Consider the following 18,017-nt stretch of genomic DNA (forward strand, 5'->3'; position numbering starts at 1 on the left):
AAGCAAGCCGCCAACAAGCCTCACTTGCGCTTAAACGCCGATTTGTGGAAGAAGACGCGGAAAGCCGCATCCGGATCCGTTGGCGCAAGATAAAGACAGATGGCTCATTTCCCGTTGACTGCTTCACGATCCGCGCGCAGCGGCGCAGCCCTGCCCGTTCTGGCGTTTGTCATTTCGGTCTTCGTCCTCATTCCCGTCATCGCGCTGTTCGTCATCGCCCTGACCGGATCGTCACAGGACTGGCCGCACCTGATCCGTTATGTAATTCCGCAGTCGATCTGGACGACGGTTCTTCTGCTCTCGGGCGTCGCGGTCCTGTCGGGCTCGATGGGGATTCTTTCGGCCTGGCTCGTCGTCTCCTGCGACTTCCCGTTTCGCCGGTTGCTTTCCTGGGCGCTCGTCCTGCCGTTTGCTGTTCCGACCTATCTCGCCGCTTACGCCTATGTCGAATTCCTCGACTATACAGGCCCCGTCCAAAGCGCGATCCGGGCGATATTCGGATACACGTCAGGCTCGGAGTACAGCTTTCCGGAAGCGCGATCGCTCTGGGGTGCAGCGATGATCCTCTCTTTCGTCCTGTATCCCTATGTCTACCTGACCTGCCGGGCCGTCTTCCTTATGCAGGGCAAGGCCGCTGTCGACGTCGCCCGGACTTTGGGCGTCGGGCGGTTTGGCGCGTTTTTTCGCGTGCAACTGCCGATGGCGCGCCCTGCGCTCGCTATCGGCACAACGCTCACGCTCATGGAATCCCTGAACGATATCGGCGCTGTGGAGTATCTGGGCGTCAACACGCTTACGTTCTCGATCTACGACACATGGCTTAATCGCGGCAGCCTCGCCGGCGCCGCCCAGATCGCCTGCGCGATGCTGATCATCGCCTTCGGATGCGTCGTCTTCGAACGATGGGCGCGCAGACGCCAGCGCTTCAGCGTGACGCGCACCACCGGAGCCGTTTTCGACACGGTTCCGCAAAAATTGACAGGCCCCGCCGCGTGGGCGGCGACTGCCGCTTGCGCGCTGCCTGTTCTTGCAGGCTTTGGAATTCCGGTCTACGTGCTCGGCGGTTTCGCCCTGAAAAGACTGGAGCAGTTTGCCGGCGAGCGCCTCTACTCCGCACTGTTCGACAGTCTTTACGTCTCAACTGTCACCACGCTCATCACCGTTGCGATGGCGTTCGTCATCGCCTATGCGGCGCGCGTATCCGGCAGCAGGATCGTCGCCTATACAGGCCGTATCGCTTCCTTCGGCTACGCCATTCCCGGAACCGTGCTGGCGCTCGGCGTGCTGGTTCCCCTGGCGGGTCTGGACAATCTGATCAATCTGGCTTCCGAACGGATGTTCGGCATGCATGTCGGATTGCTTCTGACGGGATCGGGCGCCGCCATCATCTACGCCTGCAGCATCCGTTTCCTGACAATGGCGGAAGGATCGGTGGACGCAGGGTTCCAGAAGCTCTCGCCCAATCTCGACATGGCGGCGCGAACCCTCGGGCGAAACCGGAGCCAGACATTTGTTTCCGTGCTCCTGCCGATGATGCGTCCGGCGGCGATGACCGCCGCGCTTCTGGTGTTCGTCGACACGATGAAGGAACTGTCGGCAACGCTGCTTCTCAGACCCTTCAACTTCAACACGCTGGCGACACTGGTCTATGAAGATGCGTCAAGGGCGCGCGTTGAGGACGCCGCGCCTGCGGCGCTGATCATTATGCTGGTCGGCATCCTTCCCGTCATCCTGATTTCCAGGACGGCGATAAGGCGGCCTTCCGGCGCTCCGCTTTACAGAGGTTGAGCGGTTTCTTCCTTCGCCGCGACCCGCCGATCCTCAGGCGTCTCGGCGGGAGCGCCGAAATCCTTGCGTGAAATGAAGGTGTAGAACATCGGCACCACGAACAGGGTGAATGCCGTTCCGATGAGAATTCCCGTGAAGATCACCAGTCCCATGGAATAACGCGCCGCTGCCCCCGCGCCTTCGGCGACTATCAGCGGCGCGACGCCCAGCGCCATGGCGGCTGTCGTCATGAGAATCGGACGCAGCCGCACCTTCGCGGAGGCGACGATCGCCTCGCGACGCGACAAGCCGTTTTCCCGGCGCTGCTGATTGGCGAACTCGACGAGCAGGATTCCGTGCTTGGTGATCAACCCGACCAGCGTGATGAGGCCCACCTGCGTGTAGATGTTGAGCGTACCAAGCCCGATATTGAGCGGGATGATCGCCCCGAATATCGACAGCGGCACCGACATCAGGATGATGAACGGATCTCGAAAACTCTCGAACTGCGCGGCCAGAACCAGATAGATGATGATAACGGCCAGAACGAAAGCGATAAGGATCGTGTTGCCTTCCGTTTTCTCCAACCGGGACTGGCCCGAATAGTCGATAAAGAAGCCTTCCGGCAGCAGCGGCCGGGCGATCTCCTCGATCAACGCCAACCCTTCGCCGGTGGTAACGCCCGGAAGCGGCAGGGCCGAAATCGTCGCCGCATTCAGCTGGTTGAACTGTTCGATCGCCGCCGGCGACGCATTCGTCGAAACCTTGATGACCGCCGACAACGGAACCATGTCGCCGGTGATGCTGCGGACAAAATACTGTCCGACCGCTTCCGGATTGTTTCGGTAGCGTTCGGGCACCTGCATGATGATGTCGTAGCTGTTGGACTCGCGATCGAACTGCGCAATCGAGCCGCCGCCAACAAGCAGCCCGAGCGTCGTGCCGATGTCGCTGATCGGAAGATTGAGCGAAGCCGCGCGGTCCCGGTCGATCGTGACCGTGACTTCCGGTGCGTCATAGGCCAGCGAGTTCTGGACGACGATGAAACGCCCGGACGCCATCGCCTCCTGCTTGATCTGCTCGGCGACCTCGTAGACCTGGCTCGGATCCCCGATCGACTGGATCACCACGGAAATCGGCAGGCCGCCGCCTGATCCCGGCAGGGACGGTGGTGAAAAGACCAAAGCCTCGACCCCGGCGACCTTTGACAGCCGCGCCTGAATATCGGCCTGGATCTCCTTTTGCGACCGCTCGCGTTCGCTCCAGTCCTTGAAGCTCCAGACGGCGATCGCGCTGTTGGTTTGTCCGGAGAAGCCGACGATCTGGAAGTCCTTGTCGAGTTCTGGAATATCCTTCGTCAGTTCACGAATCTGGTCGGCGTAGAGGTCGGTGTATTCGCTCGTTGCATAACGCGGCGCGTTGATCAGGGCGAACAGGGCGCCGGCGTCCTCTTCGGGCGCGAGTTCGCTCGATGTCTTGGTGAACATGAAGACCGTGACGCCGACCAGAGCAATGACAACGAGCAGCGTGACCGGACGATATTTCAGAGACCCGTCGACAAGCCGCTCATAGCGATCGGAAATCCATTCGAAACAGCGGTCGACGAAATTGGCGAACCTGCTCTGTTGTCCGGCTTTCAGAAGGCGCGCGCTCATCATCGGCGTGATCGTCAGGGCGACGATGCCGGAAATGATCACCGCGCCCGCAAGCGTCAAGGCGAATTCCCGGAACAGAGCGCCTGTCAAACCGCCTGTGAAGGCCAGCGGCGCGAACACCGCGGCAAGCGTGATCGTCATGGCGATGACGGCGGATGAAATCTCCTGCATGCCGGTAAAGGCGGCCTGCATGGGCGACAGGCCTTCTTCGATATGACGATGAATGTTCTCGACCACCACGATCGCGTCGTCGACCACCAAGCCGATCGCCAGCACCATGGCCAGCAACGAAAGCAGGTTGAGCGAATAACCCATCATCAGAAGAAGGAAACAAACGCCGATGAGAGACAGAGGAATGGTCACAACCGGCATGAGCACCGATCGGAATGAACCCAGGAACAGCAAGATTACGACGATCACGATGATCACGGCTTCGCCAATGGTCTTGAAGACCTCCTCGATCGAGGCGCTGATCGTCTCGGTCGAATCGTAGACCAGGGCGATCGACATGCCTTCCGGCAGGCTTGCCTGAATCGTCGGCAATTCTTCAATGACTGCAGACGCCGTGTCGAGTGGATTGGCTGCCGGCGTCTGGTAGATGCCGATGAATGTGCCGCCCTGACCGTTGATGTTAACGATGGTGTCTTTGCTTTCGGCGCCGAGTTCGACCTCGGCGACATCGCGCAGCCGTACGACCTTTCCGTCTTCCGACTTCACCGGCAGTTCGGAAAAGGCCTCCTCGGTCTGCAACGTCGATCTCAGGGTAATGGAATAGGCGACATATTCATTTTCTGTCTTGCCGGGCGCTGAAAGGAAATTAGACGCGTTGATGGCGGCGAGAACTTCCGAAGCTGTGATGCTGTGGGCGGCGAGTTTTACGGGGTCGATCCAGACTCTCATCGTATAGTCCGCGGCGCCAAGGATCTGGACGTCCGCAACGCCCCTGACCGTCGACATTCGGGGCCTGATGACCCGCTTGATGTACTCGGTCAACTGTTCCGAAGTCATGTTCGGATTCTGCATGGACAGATACATCAGGGCGAAGGTCTGGCCCGTTCCCTTGACAATCGTCGGGTCTCGCGCATCCGCTGGAAGATCGCCGCGCACCTGTTGCACCTTGGAGAGCACCTCCGTAAGGGCGACGTCGGGATTTGAGCCGAGGCGCATGTGCACCGTGACGATGCTCGTCGACAGCAGGCTTTGAGACGTAACGTAGTCGATGTTTTCGGTCGTCGCGACGGCGGCTGCGACCGGGGCGCTGATGAAGCCCTGGACGAGATCGGGACTTGCGCCCGGATAGACCGTGGTAATGGTGATGACGGTTTCCTCGACCTCGGGATATTCACGGATCTGCAGGTTGAAGATGCCCTGGAATCCGAGAATGAGGATGAGAAACGCCAGAACCGTCGAGAGAACCGGACGCTGTATGAATATGTTCGAGAAATTCATTCGGCGTCCGTATTCCCGGTAGCGACTACGCCGGGATTGATGGCGTTGTCCACTGTTACCGTTGCACCGTTGGAAAGCCGGTTCTGCCCAGCCGTGACGACCGTGTCGCCTGCTGAAACGCCTTCTGCAATCTCGACCCAGCCGCGACTGCGACGGCCGGGTTTGACAAAGATCTGTTTGGCGATCAATCGGGCTGGCGCATCCCCTTCGGCCCCAGCCGCATCACCGTCTGCATCTTCGGCGTTGCTGACGCGATAGACATAGTCTCCATAAAGACTTGTGATCAGCGCCGTCTGCGGAATGGCAAGAATATTCTCTTCTTCAGGAAGCTTGACCCTGACCTGTACGAACTGACCGGGATTGAGCTTTCCATCCGGATTGGTGATGATTGCCCGCACGGAAACCATGCGTGTGACGGGGTCAACTTTCGGATCGATGCCGGTGATCGAACCGGTGAACGGCATGTCGTCGGCGGTTATTCCAAAGACTACATTCTGCCCGATCTCGAGATCGTCGAAACGCTGCTCGGGAACAGTGAAGTCCACCCGCATCGTGTCGAGATCCTGAAGCGTCGCGATCACCGTGCCGGGCGATACATATTGGCCTGGATCGACGCGCGGGATACCGGTGGTTCCGGAAAACGGAGCCTTGACCTGTTTCTGGTCGAGCACGGCCTGGGCCTTTGTCGACAAAGCCGCCGACACTGCTGCTGTGGCCTGGGCGTTTGTGACGCTGACTTGCGAATTGACGCCGCGTTCGCGCAATTGCTGGACGCGTTCCAGGGTTTGCCTGTCGAGAGCGGCTTGCGCCTCGACCGAATTCAGGTCCGCCCGCTGAACGTCGTCGTCAAGCTGGACAAGCACAGTGCCCTTTTCTACGTGCTGGTTTGCGTCGAAAAGAATATCGCGCACCACGCCGGTGGTTTCGACTGTCAGATCGACGCCCTTGGACGCTCCGACCGTACCTATGGCCATGATTCCCGGATTCCAGGTAACCGGTTCGACCTCCATGGTCGAAACGGTCACGGGAGGCGCCTGCATGTTCGCAAAAAACTGCTCGATCGCCTGATCGCGAAACATGTTGAAGCCGACGATGCCGCCGACGACGATCGCAAGCAGGATGATGGCAATGATGAAACGCTTGATCACGGGAACCTCTGCGTGGACGAAGATCAGATGACATTGGCCCGTGACGGTGACAGGCGAATAGTGTCCAGCTCCATATTTACTGTACCGTCTGGACGGTAATGTCAAATGGATTTACTATCACTAGATAGAGAGGAATTGAATGTCCGGCAACAGACCGAGTTCGAGATCCAGGATACTGGCGGCGGCGGCGGCGCTTGCCCGCGACGCCGGTCCGGGCAAGCTTTCCCTCGACGCGGTCGCGGGGCGGGCCGGCGTTTCCAAGGGCGGGCTTCTCTACCATTTCCCATCCAAGGCCGCGCTGATGACGGGCCTCGTGGAAGACTATATCGCCGAATTCGAAGCCAACCTTGATGAGGCGGTGACGCGGGACGATTCCGGAGAGGCCTTGATGAAGGCCTATGTCGCCATGTCCCTGAAATCGCTTGATGAAAAGCAGCCTCCCGCCTCCTGGATCTTCTCGGCCATGGCCGAAGATCCGGACTTCCTCGATCCGTTCAACGACTTCCGGCGCAAACTTCTCCAACGCCTGCTTGCTGGATCGGCCGATCGAACAAGGACGCTCCTGGCTTACCTTGCGATCGAAGGAATGCACAGCTTGAAGCTGTTCGGAGCTGACCTGCTTTCGGGCGATGACCGGGATGCGATCGACGCCTATCTGCTGTCCGGGTCGACAGAAACGCCAGCCTCCCCGGAAGAATAAAAAAAAGTGCGCCGAAGCGCACTTATGAAATTTGCTGAAATGTAAAGCAGGCTTCGCCAAAAAGACCAACATCGCCTGAATTCGTGACTGAACGCCAAGATGGGTCAGCCACGCGGACCATACGAAGGCGACCGTAAACGATTCCTTAACAAAGCTGATCAAATCGTAACCAACGGGCCGCCCTGTAAAGGTACGGTTAATTTCTTGTTTACTTTCGATTAACCATAAAAAGCTCCGTCGCCGCAAAGCGCCGCCCTCGATTGCCTGACATTTGCTGCCTTCGGGTCGTCAGGCGATTATGTCCCACTAGGCATCTGATTTTCCTTTTTCCATAACTCGTGTATACATAACTTCTGAAACTCGCAGAGAACAGACAACAGAGGAAACCGCGAGGATGAGCCAGAACACGGCAGCCACCCACGCCGCGCGAACGGTCATAGAACTGCGTGAGAAGATCATTAACGGCCAACTCACCGGCGGAACGCGCCTGTTCGAAGTGCCGCTTGCTGAAGAATTGCAGATATCGCGAACGCCGCTGCGCGACGCCATGTCGAGATTGACCGAGGAAGGTCTTCTGGAACGGCTCAAGAATGGCGGCTTCGTCGTCCGGACCTTCACGATGGACGACGTCGTCGACGCCATTGAATTGCGCGGCGTCCTGGAAGGCACCGCGGCGCGTCTGGCGGCAGAGCGCGGCGCCCGGCAGGACCTCCAGTCACGCATGGACCATCTGGTTTCGGAACTCGACGATTGCTTCGGAGAATCCCGCGATACCGTGGATTTTGAGCGATACTCAGAGCTGAACGCCGAGTTTCACCAGGTTCTGGCGTCGCTGTCCGGCAGCGATATGGTCAAGCGGGAGGTGGAGCGTGTTTGCCGCCTGCCTTTCGCATCCCCCTCGGCCTTCCTGCCCGACCGGTCCGACATCGTGGCGTTCCGTCGCTCCCTGCAGGTGGCGCAGGAGCAGCACCGCGCGATAGCCGCAGCCATCGCCGCGCGCGAGGGCAGTCGCGCCGAACATCTGGCGCGCGAGCATGCGCGCACGGCAAGGCGCAATCTCGATTACGTGCTGAGACAGGAAGCAAGTCTCAGGGACCAGGTGCCGAGCCTGGCGATCGTCACCAACTGACAGCGCCGGCCGGCAGCGCCGATTTATGCTTGCGTCCGATCCATAAATCGGGCAGTTATGTATACACGCAGCATCCATATGGGAGGAAGAGATATGACTGTATCCAGTCTGGAAGACGTTCTGCGCGAAAGCGGCAACACCGTAAATCATCTCCGCAACTCGAAAATCGGAATGTATGTATACCCGGTCGTAGCGCCGGAATTCTCCAACTGGCGCGACGAGCAGCGCGCCTGGCGAGACACGGCTGTCCTGTTCGACCAGACACATCACATGGACGAACTGATCGTCGAAGGACCGGATGCGGCGGCGTTTCTTGAACATGTCGGCATCAACAGCTTCGCCAATTTCGATCTGAACCGGGCAAAGCATTTCGTGCCGGTCACGCCGGCCGGCCACGTCATCGGCGACATGATCATTTTTCGCGAGCGCGAAGACAAGTTCGTCCTCGTCGGCCGCGCACCGACGGCAAACTGGGTCAAGTTCCAGGCAGCCATCGGCAATTGGAAAGTGCGGCTGATCCACGATCCGCGTTCCGACAGCCGCCCGGACGGCAAGGCGATCTATCGCACGCACTACCGTTTCCAGATCCAGGGTCCGGACGCCAACAAGATCTTCGACAAGATCAACGGCGGCGCCATTCCCGACGTGAAGTTTTTCCATGTCGACTGGATCAATATCGGTTCGAAACGGGTCCAGGCCCTGCGGCACGGCATGGCCGGCGCGCCGGGTCTCGAAGTGTGGGGGCCCTATGCCGACAAACACTACATTCAGTCCACGATCCTGGAAGCCGCGCGGGACGTCGGCGTCGACCTGCGCCAGGTGGGCAGCCGCGCCTATTCGACGAACACGCTGGAATCCGGCTGGATTCCGTCGCCGCTGCCAGGCATCTACACGGGCGACGGCATGATGAAGGAATATCGCGAATGGCTGGGCGCGGACAGCTATGAAGCAGCCGGCTCCATTGGCGGCAGCTTTGTCAGCGACAATATCGAGGACTACTACGTCAATCCGTTCGAACTCGGCTACGGCTTCTATATCGGGTGGAAATCCGACTTCATCGGCAAGGACGCGTTGACCAGGATGAAGGAAGGCAAGAACCGCAAGAAGGTCACCTTCGAATGGAACCGCGATGACGTGCTCAAGGTGATTGCATCCGGCTTTGACGGCGGCACGCCTTACAAATGGATCGATTTCCCGCAGCCGAACTACGCATCCACCAGCGCCGACATGATCATGAATGGCGACAAAATGGTCGGCATGTCGATGTTCAACGGCTATTCGTTCAACGAACGCTGTCTGCTCTCGCTGGGCGTCGTCGATGACGACGTGCAGGAAGGCGACGTGCTGACGCTCGTCTGGGGTGAACCGGAGGAAACCCAGAAGACGTCGACGGAAAAGCACAAGCAGACGGAAATCAGGGTGCGCGTGTCGCCGACGCCCTACGCCAGCGAAGCGCGCGAGAACTACGCTGAGAGCTGGCGCACCAAAAAGTCGGCCTGACGTACTGATAGGCGCGGGAACACCAGGCCTACCGCCGGCCGGAAACGGCCGGCGGCAATGATACGAGGAGGAATAACCCCGCTGCGTGAACGAGGCGCAGCCTCGATCCTGTCGGCGGGGCAAGTATCATCAAACAGGAGGATAACGATGAGTATCAATCGCATTTTCGGTGGTCTTGCCACCGCGACAATCGCCGCCGCCGCCCTTACCGGCTTGTCGATCCCATCGCAGGCGGAAGAAACGCTGAAACTCGCGCACTTCGTGCCGCCGGCGCATATCGTCACCCGGTCTGTGGTCGAGCCGCTGTCCAATGGCGTTGAGCAGGATTCCAACGGCGAGTTGAAGATCCAGGTCTATCCGGGCGGCGAGCTCGGAGCCGGCCCGCTGGAACAATATGTCCGCGCGCTTCAGGGCGTGGCGGATATCACCTGGGGTCTGCAGGGCTATACGTCGTCTCAGTTTCCCAAAAGCATGATCGTTGAAATGCCGGGCGCCATGGACGGAATGACCGGCTACGACATGATCTGGAACGCCTATGACGATCATCTTAAGGACGAGTTCCCCGGCACCAAACCGCTGGCCCTGTGGGCTTCCGAACCGAACATCTTCATCATGAAGGATCATGACGTTCGCACGCCCGACGACATCAAGGGACTGAAGATCAGGGTTTCCGGCTCCACCGCCGCGGCCACCGTCGAAGCGCTGGGCGCAACGCCGGTGCAGATGCCTGCAGGCGAAATCTACAACGCCCTGCAGACGGGGCTGATCGACGGAGTGATTACCGGCACGAGCGCCGTGGGCGACTTCAAGCTTGATGAAGTGGCCAACAGCTACACGTTCGGCGCCCCGCTCGGCCATATCACCTTCTATCTGGTGATGAACCAGGGCAAATATGACAGCCTGCCGGACGCCCTGAAGGCGGCCATCGACAAGAACAGCGGCCGCAGCCTCTCCAAGAGTGGCGAAGAGGGCTGGAACGCCCGCGCCGACGACGTTCTGCAATCGATCAAGGACGCGGGCGACAACACTGTGATCGTCCTGTCCGACGACGAGGCGGCGGCGTTCGGAGAACTGACCCTGCCGGTGACCGACAAGCTGATCGCCGAAATGAACGCACAAGACGTACTTTCCGCAATGCGGGGAGAATAATTCCTTGCTGAACATTGTGAGGCAGATTGCGGACAGGCTGATCAGCCTGTCCGCAATGATCGGCTCTATTGGGCTCATATTCGAAGTCTGCGTGATACTGGTCGACGTCACCGGTCGCTATTTCGGACATCCCCTGATCGGCGCTCAGGACATGTCCCAAATGGCGATGGTGATCGTTGTGTTCGGCGGCATGGCGCTGTGCGACAAGCTTGGCGGCCATATCGCTGTCGATGTCTTTGAACATACCTTTCCAGGCTGGCTCAATCGCGTCACCGATATCGCAGGCGCGCTGATCGGCTGCGCGATCTTCGCGGGCATCGCCTGGACAGTCTGGGAATCGTCACAACTCTCGCTCATGCTCAGGCTGAAGACGAACATCATCAGCCTGCCCAAAGCCTGGTTTCAATGGTCGCTGTGCGCCTTTGCAGCGATAACGGCGCTGGCCATGCTGCTGCGCGCGATCGAACTTTCCTTGAGCGGACGGGATGTACGCCAAGAACGGGAAGGCCTGTTATGAGCGCAGGGGCCATTGGCGCAGTCGGCATGGCGCTGCTGCTTGCGCTGCTGGTTTTGCGCGTGCCGGTGGCCTTCGCCATGTTCGCAATCGGCTTCGGCGGCATTGCCATTCTCAACGGATTGCCGGCCGCCATGAGCCTGATGGCCTCGGAAACATTTACGCTCGCCTCCTCTGCGGAACTCGTGGTGGTGCCGCTGTTCATTCTTATGGGTAATGTCGCGACGGCGACCGGCATGAGCCGCCGTCTCTATGACGCAGCCTATGCGATCATCGGCTCGATCCGCGGCGGCCTGGCGTCCGCGACAATCATCGGATGCGGCGGGTTCGCAGCGCTTTCCGGGTCGTCGGTGGCTTCGGCGCTCACCATGGGCAAGGTGTCGCTGGCGGAGATGGACCGCTTCAACTACGACCCGCGCCTTTCAACAGGCGCCGTCGCGGCCGGCGGAACGCTGGGCATCCTCATTCCGCCGTCGACCGGTTTCGTCATCTACGCCATCCTCACTCAGCAATCGATCGGCCGGCTGTTTCTGGCCGGCGTCCTGCCCGGACTGCTGCTTCTGACGATCTTTGTCCTTCTCATCAGCCTGCTTTGCTGGATCCGGCCGGGCTTTGGACCAGCCGGGCCAAAAACCAGCGTCTCGGAGAAATTTCAGGCCCTTGGCGGGGCGGCGCCGATACTCGGAATCATCGTCCTGACGATCGGCGGCATCTATGGCGGGTTCTTCTCGCCGGTCGAGGCGGCGGCCGTCGGCGCCGGTCTGGTCATCGTGACCGGCGCGGCCATGCGTCGGTTGACGCTGCGCGCATTGTGGGACGCGACGCAGGATTCGGTCGTGACGACAGCCACCGTCATGCTGATCCTGATCGCCGCCCACATGATCAATCCGTTCCTTGCGCTCAGTCACATTCCGCAGGCTGTCGGCGCATTTCTCGGCGCGCTCGATCTGCCGCCTTTCGGGATCCTTCTGCTGATCCTCGCCTGCTACCTGGTGCTCGGCTGCTTTCTCGAGGGCTTCGCCATGCTGGTGCTGACGATGCCGATCTTCTTTCCGGTCATCATGCAGCTCGGCATCGATCCGATCTGGTTTGGCGTTCTGCTGGTTCTGACGCTGGAAATGGGGCTGATTTCGCCGCCGGTCGGCGTCAACGTCTTCATCGTGAAATCGGTCGCCAGGGATGTCCCCCTCTCGCAGATCTTCATAGGCGTGTTACCCTTCTGGGGCGCGATGTTGGTGGCGCTGATTCTTTTGGCGGCGTTTCCGCAGATATCTCTGTTTCTGCCGAACTCGATGATCAACTAAGGTAAATCCGGGAGGAGACCATGTCGCAACAATCGCTGGAAGACAGGATCAGGCAATTCGGCAACCCGGCCACGATGATGCAGAACGCCCAGACGGGCCGCTACCAGTTTCCGATCGCACCGGAGTTCTCCACATGGATGGAGGAACAGCGCGCCTGGCGGGAAACAGCGGCGCTGATGGACCAGTCCTTTCACATGACGGATCTTTATGTTCAGGGCGCGGACACGATCCGGCTTCTGTCCGATCTCGGCGTCAACAGCTTCGCCGGTTTCGGCCGCAACAAGGCCAAGCAACTGATCTGCTGCAATCATGAGGGTTGTGTGATCGGCGACGCCATCGTCTTCGGCCTTGAAGACGACGCTGTGAATATCGTCGGCCGTCCGGTGCTGCCCAACTGGGTTCAGTATCATGCCGAAAAGGGCGACTACGACGTCACTGTCGAACGCGATATCCGGACACTGGAAAACCCTGACAAGCCCCGCAAGACATACCGCTTCGAGGTGCAGGGACCGAATGCCCTGAAGCTTCTGGAAACGGTGAACGAAGGCGGACCGCTGACGACGAAATTCTTCAACATGGGTGAAATCACCATAGCCGGATGCAAAGCCCGCACCTTGTCGCACGGTATGGGCGGCGCACAGGGTCTGGAACTCTGGGGGCCATTTGAGGACGGCGCGGCAGTCAGGGCGGCGATCCTGAAAGCCGGTGAGGCGTTCGGGTTGAGGCAGGTTGGCGCGCGCGCCTATTCCACGGCCGCTGCGGAATCGGGCTGGATCCCCTCCCCGCTGCCGGCGATCTTTACCGGCAAGGGCATGCAAGCCTATCGCGAATGGCTGCCTGCGAACGGGTTCGAAGGCGTCTCATCGCTCGGCGGCAGCCTGATGTCGGACAATGTCCAAGATTATTATCTGACGCCCTGGGATCTCGACTACGGCCGCGTCGTCAAGTTCGACCACGATTTCATCGGCCGCGAGGCGCTGGAAAAGATGGCGGACGGCCCGCACCGTCGCAAGATGACGCTGGTATGGAACCGTGACGACGTGCTGTCGGTGTTCGCCGGCATGATGGATGACGAGGACCTTCCCGCCAAACTCATGGAAATGCCGGCCGCCCATTACGCCACGCATCCCTATGACCGTGTGCAGGACGGGGGAAAGGATGTCGGCGTCTCGATCAGTCCGGTGTTTTCGGCCAACGAACGCGCGTGGATATCGCTTGCGATCCTGGACGATGCGGTCGCGCAACCGGGCGCGGAAGTCAGCGTCCTGTGGGGCGAACCGGACGGCGGCAGCGCCAAGCCCAATGTCGAACCGCACCGGCAGACGGCGGTGCGGGCAACCGTACAGCCATGGCCAATTCACGAAGCAAGCCGTAAATTCTACAGGACCCAGTCATAAACCGTTGCGCCCGATTGCAGCAGATGAAAGGAGAAGTCGATATGACCACGCCCAACGCAGGGAAGAAAATAGAGGCATCAATCGAGGTGTCTCCGAGACAGGCTGTCGAATCGGCTGATCTACCAGGGCTCTTTCCAGCAGGCGTTCGAGTCTATATCACCGATGTCGGATCAGATCCGACCGAGACACTGGTCGCCGCTGCGCGCCGCGTGCACGATCTCGGCTACACCCCGGTCCCGCATTTCGCCTCGCGCCGCCTCACAACCCGGCAGGCGCTGGAAGACCGCATCAAGGCGATGGCCGAGTCGGCCGGCGTACAGGACGTGCTCGTGATTGGCGGCGGGCTTGAAAAGCCGGCCGGCGAATTCTCTTCGAGCATGGAAGTTCTGGAAACCGGTTTCTTCGACAAATATGGCGTGACCAATATGGGGGTTGCGGGCCATCCGGAGGGAAGCCCGGACTTCTCCGAGGAAGTGGCGCTGGAAGCGCTGCGTTTGAAAAAATCCTTCGGCGAACGAACCGACGCCAAAATCCGCATTGTGACGCAGTTCGGATTCGACGGCGACAAGTTTATCAAATGGGCGGACAGCCTGAAGGATCACGGCGTCGATCTGCCCGTGCATCTTGGCGTCGCTGGCCCCGCCAAAATCACCACACTCATCAAATATGCGGCGATGTGCGGCGTCGGCAATTCGTTGAGCTTCTTCAAGCGCAATACGCGCTCTCTGACCATGCTCGCCACAAGCCACTCGCCTGAAGACGTGGTTGCGCCGATCGAAAACCATGTTCTTTCGCGGCCTGAAACCGCCATCCGGCAAATTCACGTCTTTCCCTTCGGCGGCATCAAGAAGGCCTCGGAGTGGCTCGTGGATCGCGGAAGCTGGCGACTTTCGCCGCACACGGTCAGGAACGAGACAGCCTGAAACTTGTCGAGGGGGCAGGCCCGGGCGATCAGGCTGTCGCCCGCCACGCGTAGGCGCGCCGGGCCGATTGCGATGCGAAGGCGAACCCCCATTATACCCATGGTCAGTTGGAGATCCCGACGGCACGATTGACATAGGTTGTGTCCTTCAACTGCCGCTTCAGGAATTCCGCGACGTCGCTGCGGGATATTTTAAGGGCGAGGTTGCGTTCGCCGGCTGAAAATCCCTCCCTGTACCGTCCGGACGCCGGATCGTCCGTAAAGGCGCTCGGGCGCACGATGGTCCAGTCAAGGCCGCTGGCGCGAACCAGTTGCTCCTGCAATTCGTGATCCCGAAACACCGGGCGCAGGACCAGTCCGAACATAATGCGTTTCCAGAAGAAGTTGAGATTGTCCCAGCTTTCGTGCGCGCCGAGCGTCGACTGACAGATCAGGCGCCGCACCCCGTTCCGCTGCATGGCCTGGATGACGTTCAGCGTGCCCTGCGACCGGACGACCCCCTTGCGAGACATTCCCGACCCAAGGGTGACGACCACGGCGTCGTGACCGCGGACTGCGTTCGCCACAGCCTCCGGATCCATGACGTCTCCGGCGACACGCGTAAGGTTCGGGTTCGAATTCCTCAGCTTTTCGGGATGACGCGCAAAAGCGGTTACCTCGCATCCTCCGGCAAGCATTTTATCGACAGCAAGACGGCCAACGGTTCCGGACGCCCCGAATAGAATGACTTTCATAACGATCTCCTGACTTGACACGATGTAAAGTTGACATGGTGTCAATTAGTGATAACTTTACATGATGTCAAGGAATAAACCCGATACTCGCACAAAAATTCTCGAATCCACCTGGCGACTGCTCGAAAGCACGACCGGCGACGACGTGCGCATGTCCGACATTGCGAAAGAGGCCGGCGTCAGCCGACAGGCGCTCTACCTGCATTTTCCGAACAGGGTCGATCTGCTGATCGCGACGACCCGCTACCTGGACGAGGTCAAGAATATTGATGCGCGTCTGGCCGCGAGTCGCTCGGCGACGACAGGGTTGACGCGGCTGGACGCCTTCATCGAGGCCTGGGGCAACTATATTCCCGAGATTTTCGGGGTCGCAGCGGCCTTGCTGGCGATGCAGGACAAGGATCCGGCGGCGAAAGAGGCCTGGAGCAACCGCATGCAGGCCGTGCGCGAGGGGTGCGAGGCAGCCGTCAAGGCGCTCGATCGAGACGGCCGACTGAGGCCCGAACTCGACGCTGACAAGGCGACCGACCTCTTATGGACCCTTCTGATGGTTCATAACTGGCGACAGCTTACCGTCGCCTGCGGCTGGACGCAGGAGGCCTATGTGGACGCCATGAAGACGCTTGCACGCCGAATGCTGGTTTGCGAAACCTGAACTAACGCAGTTCTTCCAGATCTGAGAAAAGCTCGAGCGCTTCGGGATTTGCAAGGGCTTCCTTGTTCTTGACCTCGCGACCGTGAACGATGTCGCGCACGGCAAGTTCAGTGATCTTGCCCGACTTGGTTCTCGGAATATCCTTCACCGCCAGCACGACGGCCGGGACATGCCGCGGGGACGCGCCGGTGCGAATGCGGCTCTTGATCCTCCTCACCAGATCCTCGTCAAGTTCGACGCCGTCGGAAAGGCGCACGAAGAGAACGACCCGCACATCATCGTCCCAGTCCTGGCCAATACATATGGCCTCGACAACCTCGTCCATCTGCTCGACCTGGTTGTAGATTTCAGCAGTGCCGATGCGCACGCCGCCGGGATTGAGCGTGGCGTCCGAGCGCCCGTGTATGATCATTCCGCCGTGCCCGGTCCACTCGGCGAAATCGCCATGGCACCATATATTGTCAAAGCGATCGAAATAGGCCGAGTGGTATTTGCTTCCGTCCTCGTCGTTCCAGAACCCGACCGGCATGCAAGGGAAAGGCCGCGTGCAGACGAGTTCGCCCTTCTCAAGACGCACCGGTTCGCCAGACTCGTTCCAGACGTCGACCGCCATGCCGAGACCGGCGCCCTGGATTTCGCCTGACCAGACAGGCTTTACGGGAACGCCAAGCACGAAGCAGGAAACAATATCCGTGCCGCCCGAAATCGAGGCAAGATGGACGTCGTCCTTGATTCCCTCATAGACGAAGTTGAAGCCTTCCGGGGAAAGCGGCGACCCCGTGGACGTCATCATGCGCATGGTCGAAAGATCATGCGAGGTCTTGGGCTTGAGCCCCGCCTTGCGCACCGCATCGATGAACTTGGCCGACGTGCCGAAAATCGTGAATTTCTCTTCCGCAGCATAGTCGAACAGGATGTTTCCGTCCGGATAGAATGGCGACCCATCGTAGAGGCACAGCACGGCCTTCGAGGCGAGGCCCGACACCAGCCAGTTCCACATCATCCAGCCGCAGGTCGTGAAATAGAACAGCCGCTCGTCTGGCCGCAGGCTGCAATGCAACTGCTGCTCTTTCAGATGCTGCAGCAGCGTGCCCCCGGCCGAATGGACGATACATTTCGGGATGCCCGTGGTGCCCGAGGAAAACAGGATGTAGAGCGGATGGTTGAACGGCAGCCGCGTATAGACGACGTCGCGGCTCTGGAACGGCGCGATAAAATCCGACAGCGTGGCTGCATTGTCGAGCGCAGCAGCGAGATCGGCGGCTTCGCCGGCATAGGGAATGACAACGGTCTTCAAGGGCTTCAACGCCTTTTCCACCGTCTTCAGTTTTTCCGAAACATCCTGCTTCTTGCCATTGTACCAGTAGCCGTCACAGGAAATGAACAGTTTCGGTTCGATCTGGCCGAAACGGTCAAGCACCCCCTTGTCGCCGAAATCAGGAGAACAGGACGACCAGATGGCGCCTATGGACGCTGTGGCGAGCATCGCCGCAATCGTTTCCGGCATGTTCGGCATCATGGCGGCGACGCGGTCGCCTTGCTCCACGCCCAGATCCCGCATCGCCTGCTGAAGGCGCGAGACCAGACTGCGCAATTCATCCCAACTCAATCTCGAGCGGACCTTGTCTTCTCCCCGAAAAATGATGGCGTCGCCTTCGCCGCTGCACGACAGAAGGTTTTCGGCGAAGTTCAATTGGGCGTCGGGAAAGAAGGCCGCGCCCGGCATGGCGTCGCCATTCGCAAGGATCCGCTCGCCCTTCTCGCCTGTCACGCCGCAGAAATCCCAGACGCACGACCAGAAAGCCGCGCGATCATTCACGGACCAGTCGTAAAGCGCATCGTAATCGGCGAGTTCCTGACCGGTGGCCTGTGCACAATAACGCGCAAATGCAGTGACCGTTGCGCTTTCAATCGCTTCCCTTGACGGCGCCCACAATGGTTTTTGATCGGTCATCTACCCCTCCGATGATGAAAACGGACTGTTACGAAAATGT

Annotated in this window: 14 protein-coding genes; 10 read left to right on the forward strand and 4 right to left on the reverse strand. The window is 59.7% G+C overall.

Annotation, left to right across the window (positions count from 1 at the left end):
* Positions 1-99 precede the first annotated feature (99 nt).
* Positions 100-1,788: an ABC transporter permease gene (locus K1W69_RS09660; protein ID WP_220228157.1), complete on the forward strand. Its 1,689-nt coding sequence runs from the start codon at positions 100-102 to the stop codon at positions 1,786-1,788.
* On the opposite strand, the gene K1W69_RS09665 is transcribed toward K1W69_RS09660, so the two are convergent.
* On the reverse strand, positions 1,776-4,871 hold the full coding sequence (locus K1W69_RS09665) for an efflux RND transporter permease subunit (protein ID WP_220228158.1): 3,096 nt from the start codon (positions 4,869-4,871) through the stop codon (positions 1,776-1,778). The two genes, K1W69_RS09660 and K1W69_RS09665, sit on opposite strands and share 13 nt — an antisense overlap.
* Entirely contained in the window at positions 4,868-6,019 is a 1,152-nt protein-coding gene (locus K1W69_RS09670) for an efflux RND transporter periplasmic adaptor subunit (RefSeq protein ID WP_220228159.1), read from the reverse strand. Before K1W69_RS09670 ends, K1W69_RS09665 begins: the two co-directional genes overlap by 4 nt.
* Positions 6,020-6,158: 139 nt before the next feature.
* On the opposite strand from K1W69_RS09670, the gene K1W69_RS09675 reads away from it, so the two are divergent.
* The 8 genes from K1W69_RS09675 to K1W69_RS09710 all read left to right on the forward strand — a co-directional run bounded on the left by K1W69_RS09675 (position 6,159) and on the right by K1W69_RS09710 (position 14,635).
* On the forward strand, positions 6,159-6,719 hold the full coding sequence (locus K1W69_RS09675) for a TetR/AcrR family transcriptional regulator (protein ID WP_220228160.1): 561 nt from the start codon (positions 6,159-6,161) through the stop codon (positions 6,717-6,719).
* Between the two features lie 394 nt (positions 6,720-7,113).
* Positions 7,114-7,848: a GntR family transcriptional regulator gene (locus K1W69_RS09680; protein ID WP_220228161.1), complete on the forward strand. Its 735-nt coding sequence runs from the start codon at positions 7,114-7,116 to the stop codon at positions 7,846-7,848.
* Between the two features lie 93 nt (positions 7,849-7,941).
* Positions 7,942-9,348: a vanillate/3-O-methylgallate O-demethylase gene (ligM, locus tag K1W69_RS09685; RefSeq protein ID WP_220228162.1), complete on the forward strand. Its 1,407-nt coding sequence runs from the start codon at positions 7,942-7,944 to the stop codon at positions 9,346-9,348.
* A gap of 147 nt (positions 9,349-9,495) precedes the next feature.
* Positions 9,496-10,497 (forward strand): TRAP transporter substrate-binding protein, encoded by a 1,002-nt coding sequence (locus tag K1W69_RS09690; RefSeq protein ID WP_220228163.1) that lies wholly within the window; start codon positions 9,496-9,498, stop codon positions 10,495-10,497.
* Positions 10,498-10,501: 4 nt separating this feature from the next.
* A complete protein-coding gene (locus K1W69_RS09695) occupies positions 10,502-11,014 on the forward strand; it encodes a TRAP transporter small permease (protein ID WP_220228164.1) in 513 nt (170 codons plus the stop codon).
* A complete protein-coding gene (locus tag K1W69_RS09700; protein WP_220228165.1) occupies positions 11,011-12,315 on the forward strand; it encodes a TRAP transporter large permease in 1,305 nt (434 codons plus the stop codon). Before K1W69_RS09695 ends, K1W69_RS09700 begins: the two co-directional genes overlap by 4 nt.
* Positions 12,316-12,335: 20 nt before the next feature.
* On the forward strand, positions 12,336-13,712 hold the full coding sequence (locus K1W69_RS09705) for an aminomethyl transferase family protein (RefSeq protein ID WP_220228166.1): 1,377 nt from the start codon (positions 12,336-12,338) through the stop codon (positions 13,710-13,712).
* A gap of 41 nt (positions 13,713-13,753) precedes the next feature.
* The gene (locus tag K1W69_RS09710; protein ID WP_258570971.1) at positions 13,754-14,635 is read left to right on the forward strand and encodes a methylenetetrahydrofolate reductase; all 882 of its coding nucleotides are present in this window, start codon (positions 13,754-13,756) and stop codon (positions 14,633-14,635) included.
* 103 nt (positions 14,636-14,738) lie between these two features.
* Here the strand turns inward: K1W69_RS09710 and K1W69_RS09715 are convergent, their stop codons facing one another.
* Positions 14,739-15,368, reverse strand: coding sequence for an NAD(P)-dependent oxidoreductase (locus tag K1W69_RS09715; protein ID WP_220228168.1), 630 nt, complete (start codon positions 15,366-15,368; stop codon positions 14,739-14,741).
* A 61-nt stretch (positions 15,369-15,429) separates the two neighbouring features.
* On the opposite strand from K1W69_RS09715, the gene K1W69_RS09720 reads away from it, so the two are divergent.
* Positions 15,430-16,023, forward strand: a complete 594-nt coding sequence (locus K1W69_RS09720; RefSeq protein ID WP_220228169.1) for a TetR/AcrR family transcriptional regulator — start codon at positions 15,430-15,432, stop codon at positions 16,021-16,023.
* Position 16,024: 1 nt separating this feature from the next.
* On the opposite strand, the gene K1W69_RS09725 is transcribed toward K1W69_RS09720, so the two are convergent.
* Positions 16,025-17,977 carry an acetoacetate--CoA ligase gene (locus K1W69_RS09725; protein ID WP_220228170.1) on the reverse strand — a complete coding sequence of 651 codons (1,953 nt, stop codon included), beginning with the start codon at positions 17,975-17,977 and terminating at the stop codon, positions 16,025-16,027.
* Between the last annotated feature and the right edge of the window lie 40 nt (positions 17,978-18,017).

This window comes from Flavimaribacter sediminis, assembly GCF_019492055.1.
GTDB classification, from domain to species: domain Bacteria; phylum Pseudomonadota; class Alphaproteobacteria; order Rhizobiales; family Rhizobiaceae; genus Flavimaribacter; species Flavimaribacter sediminis.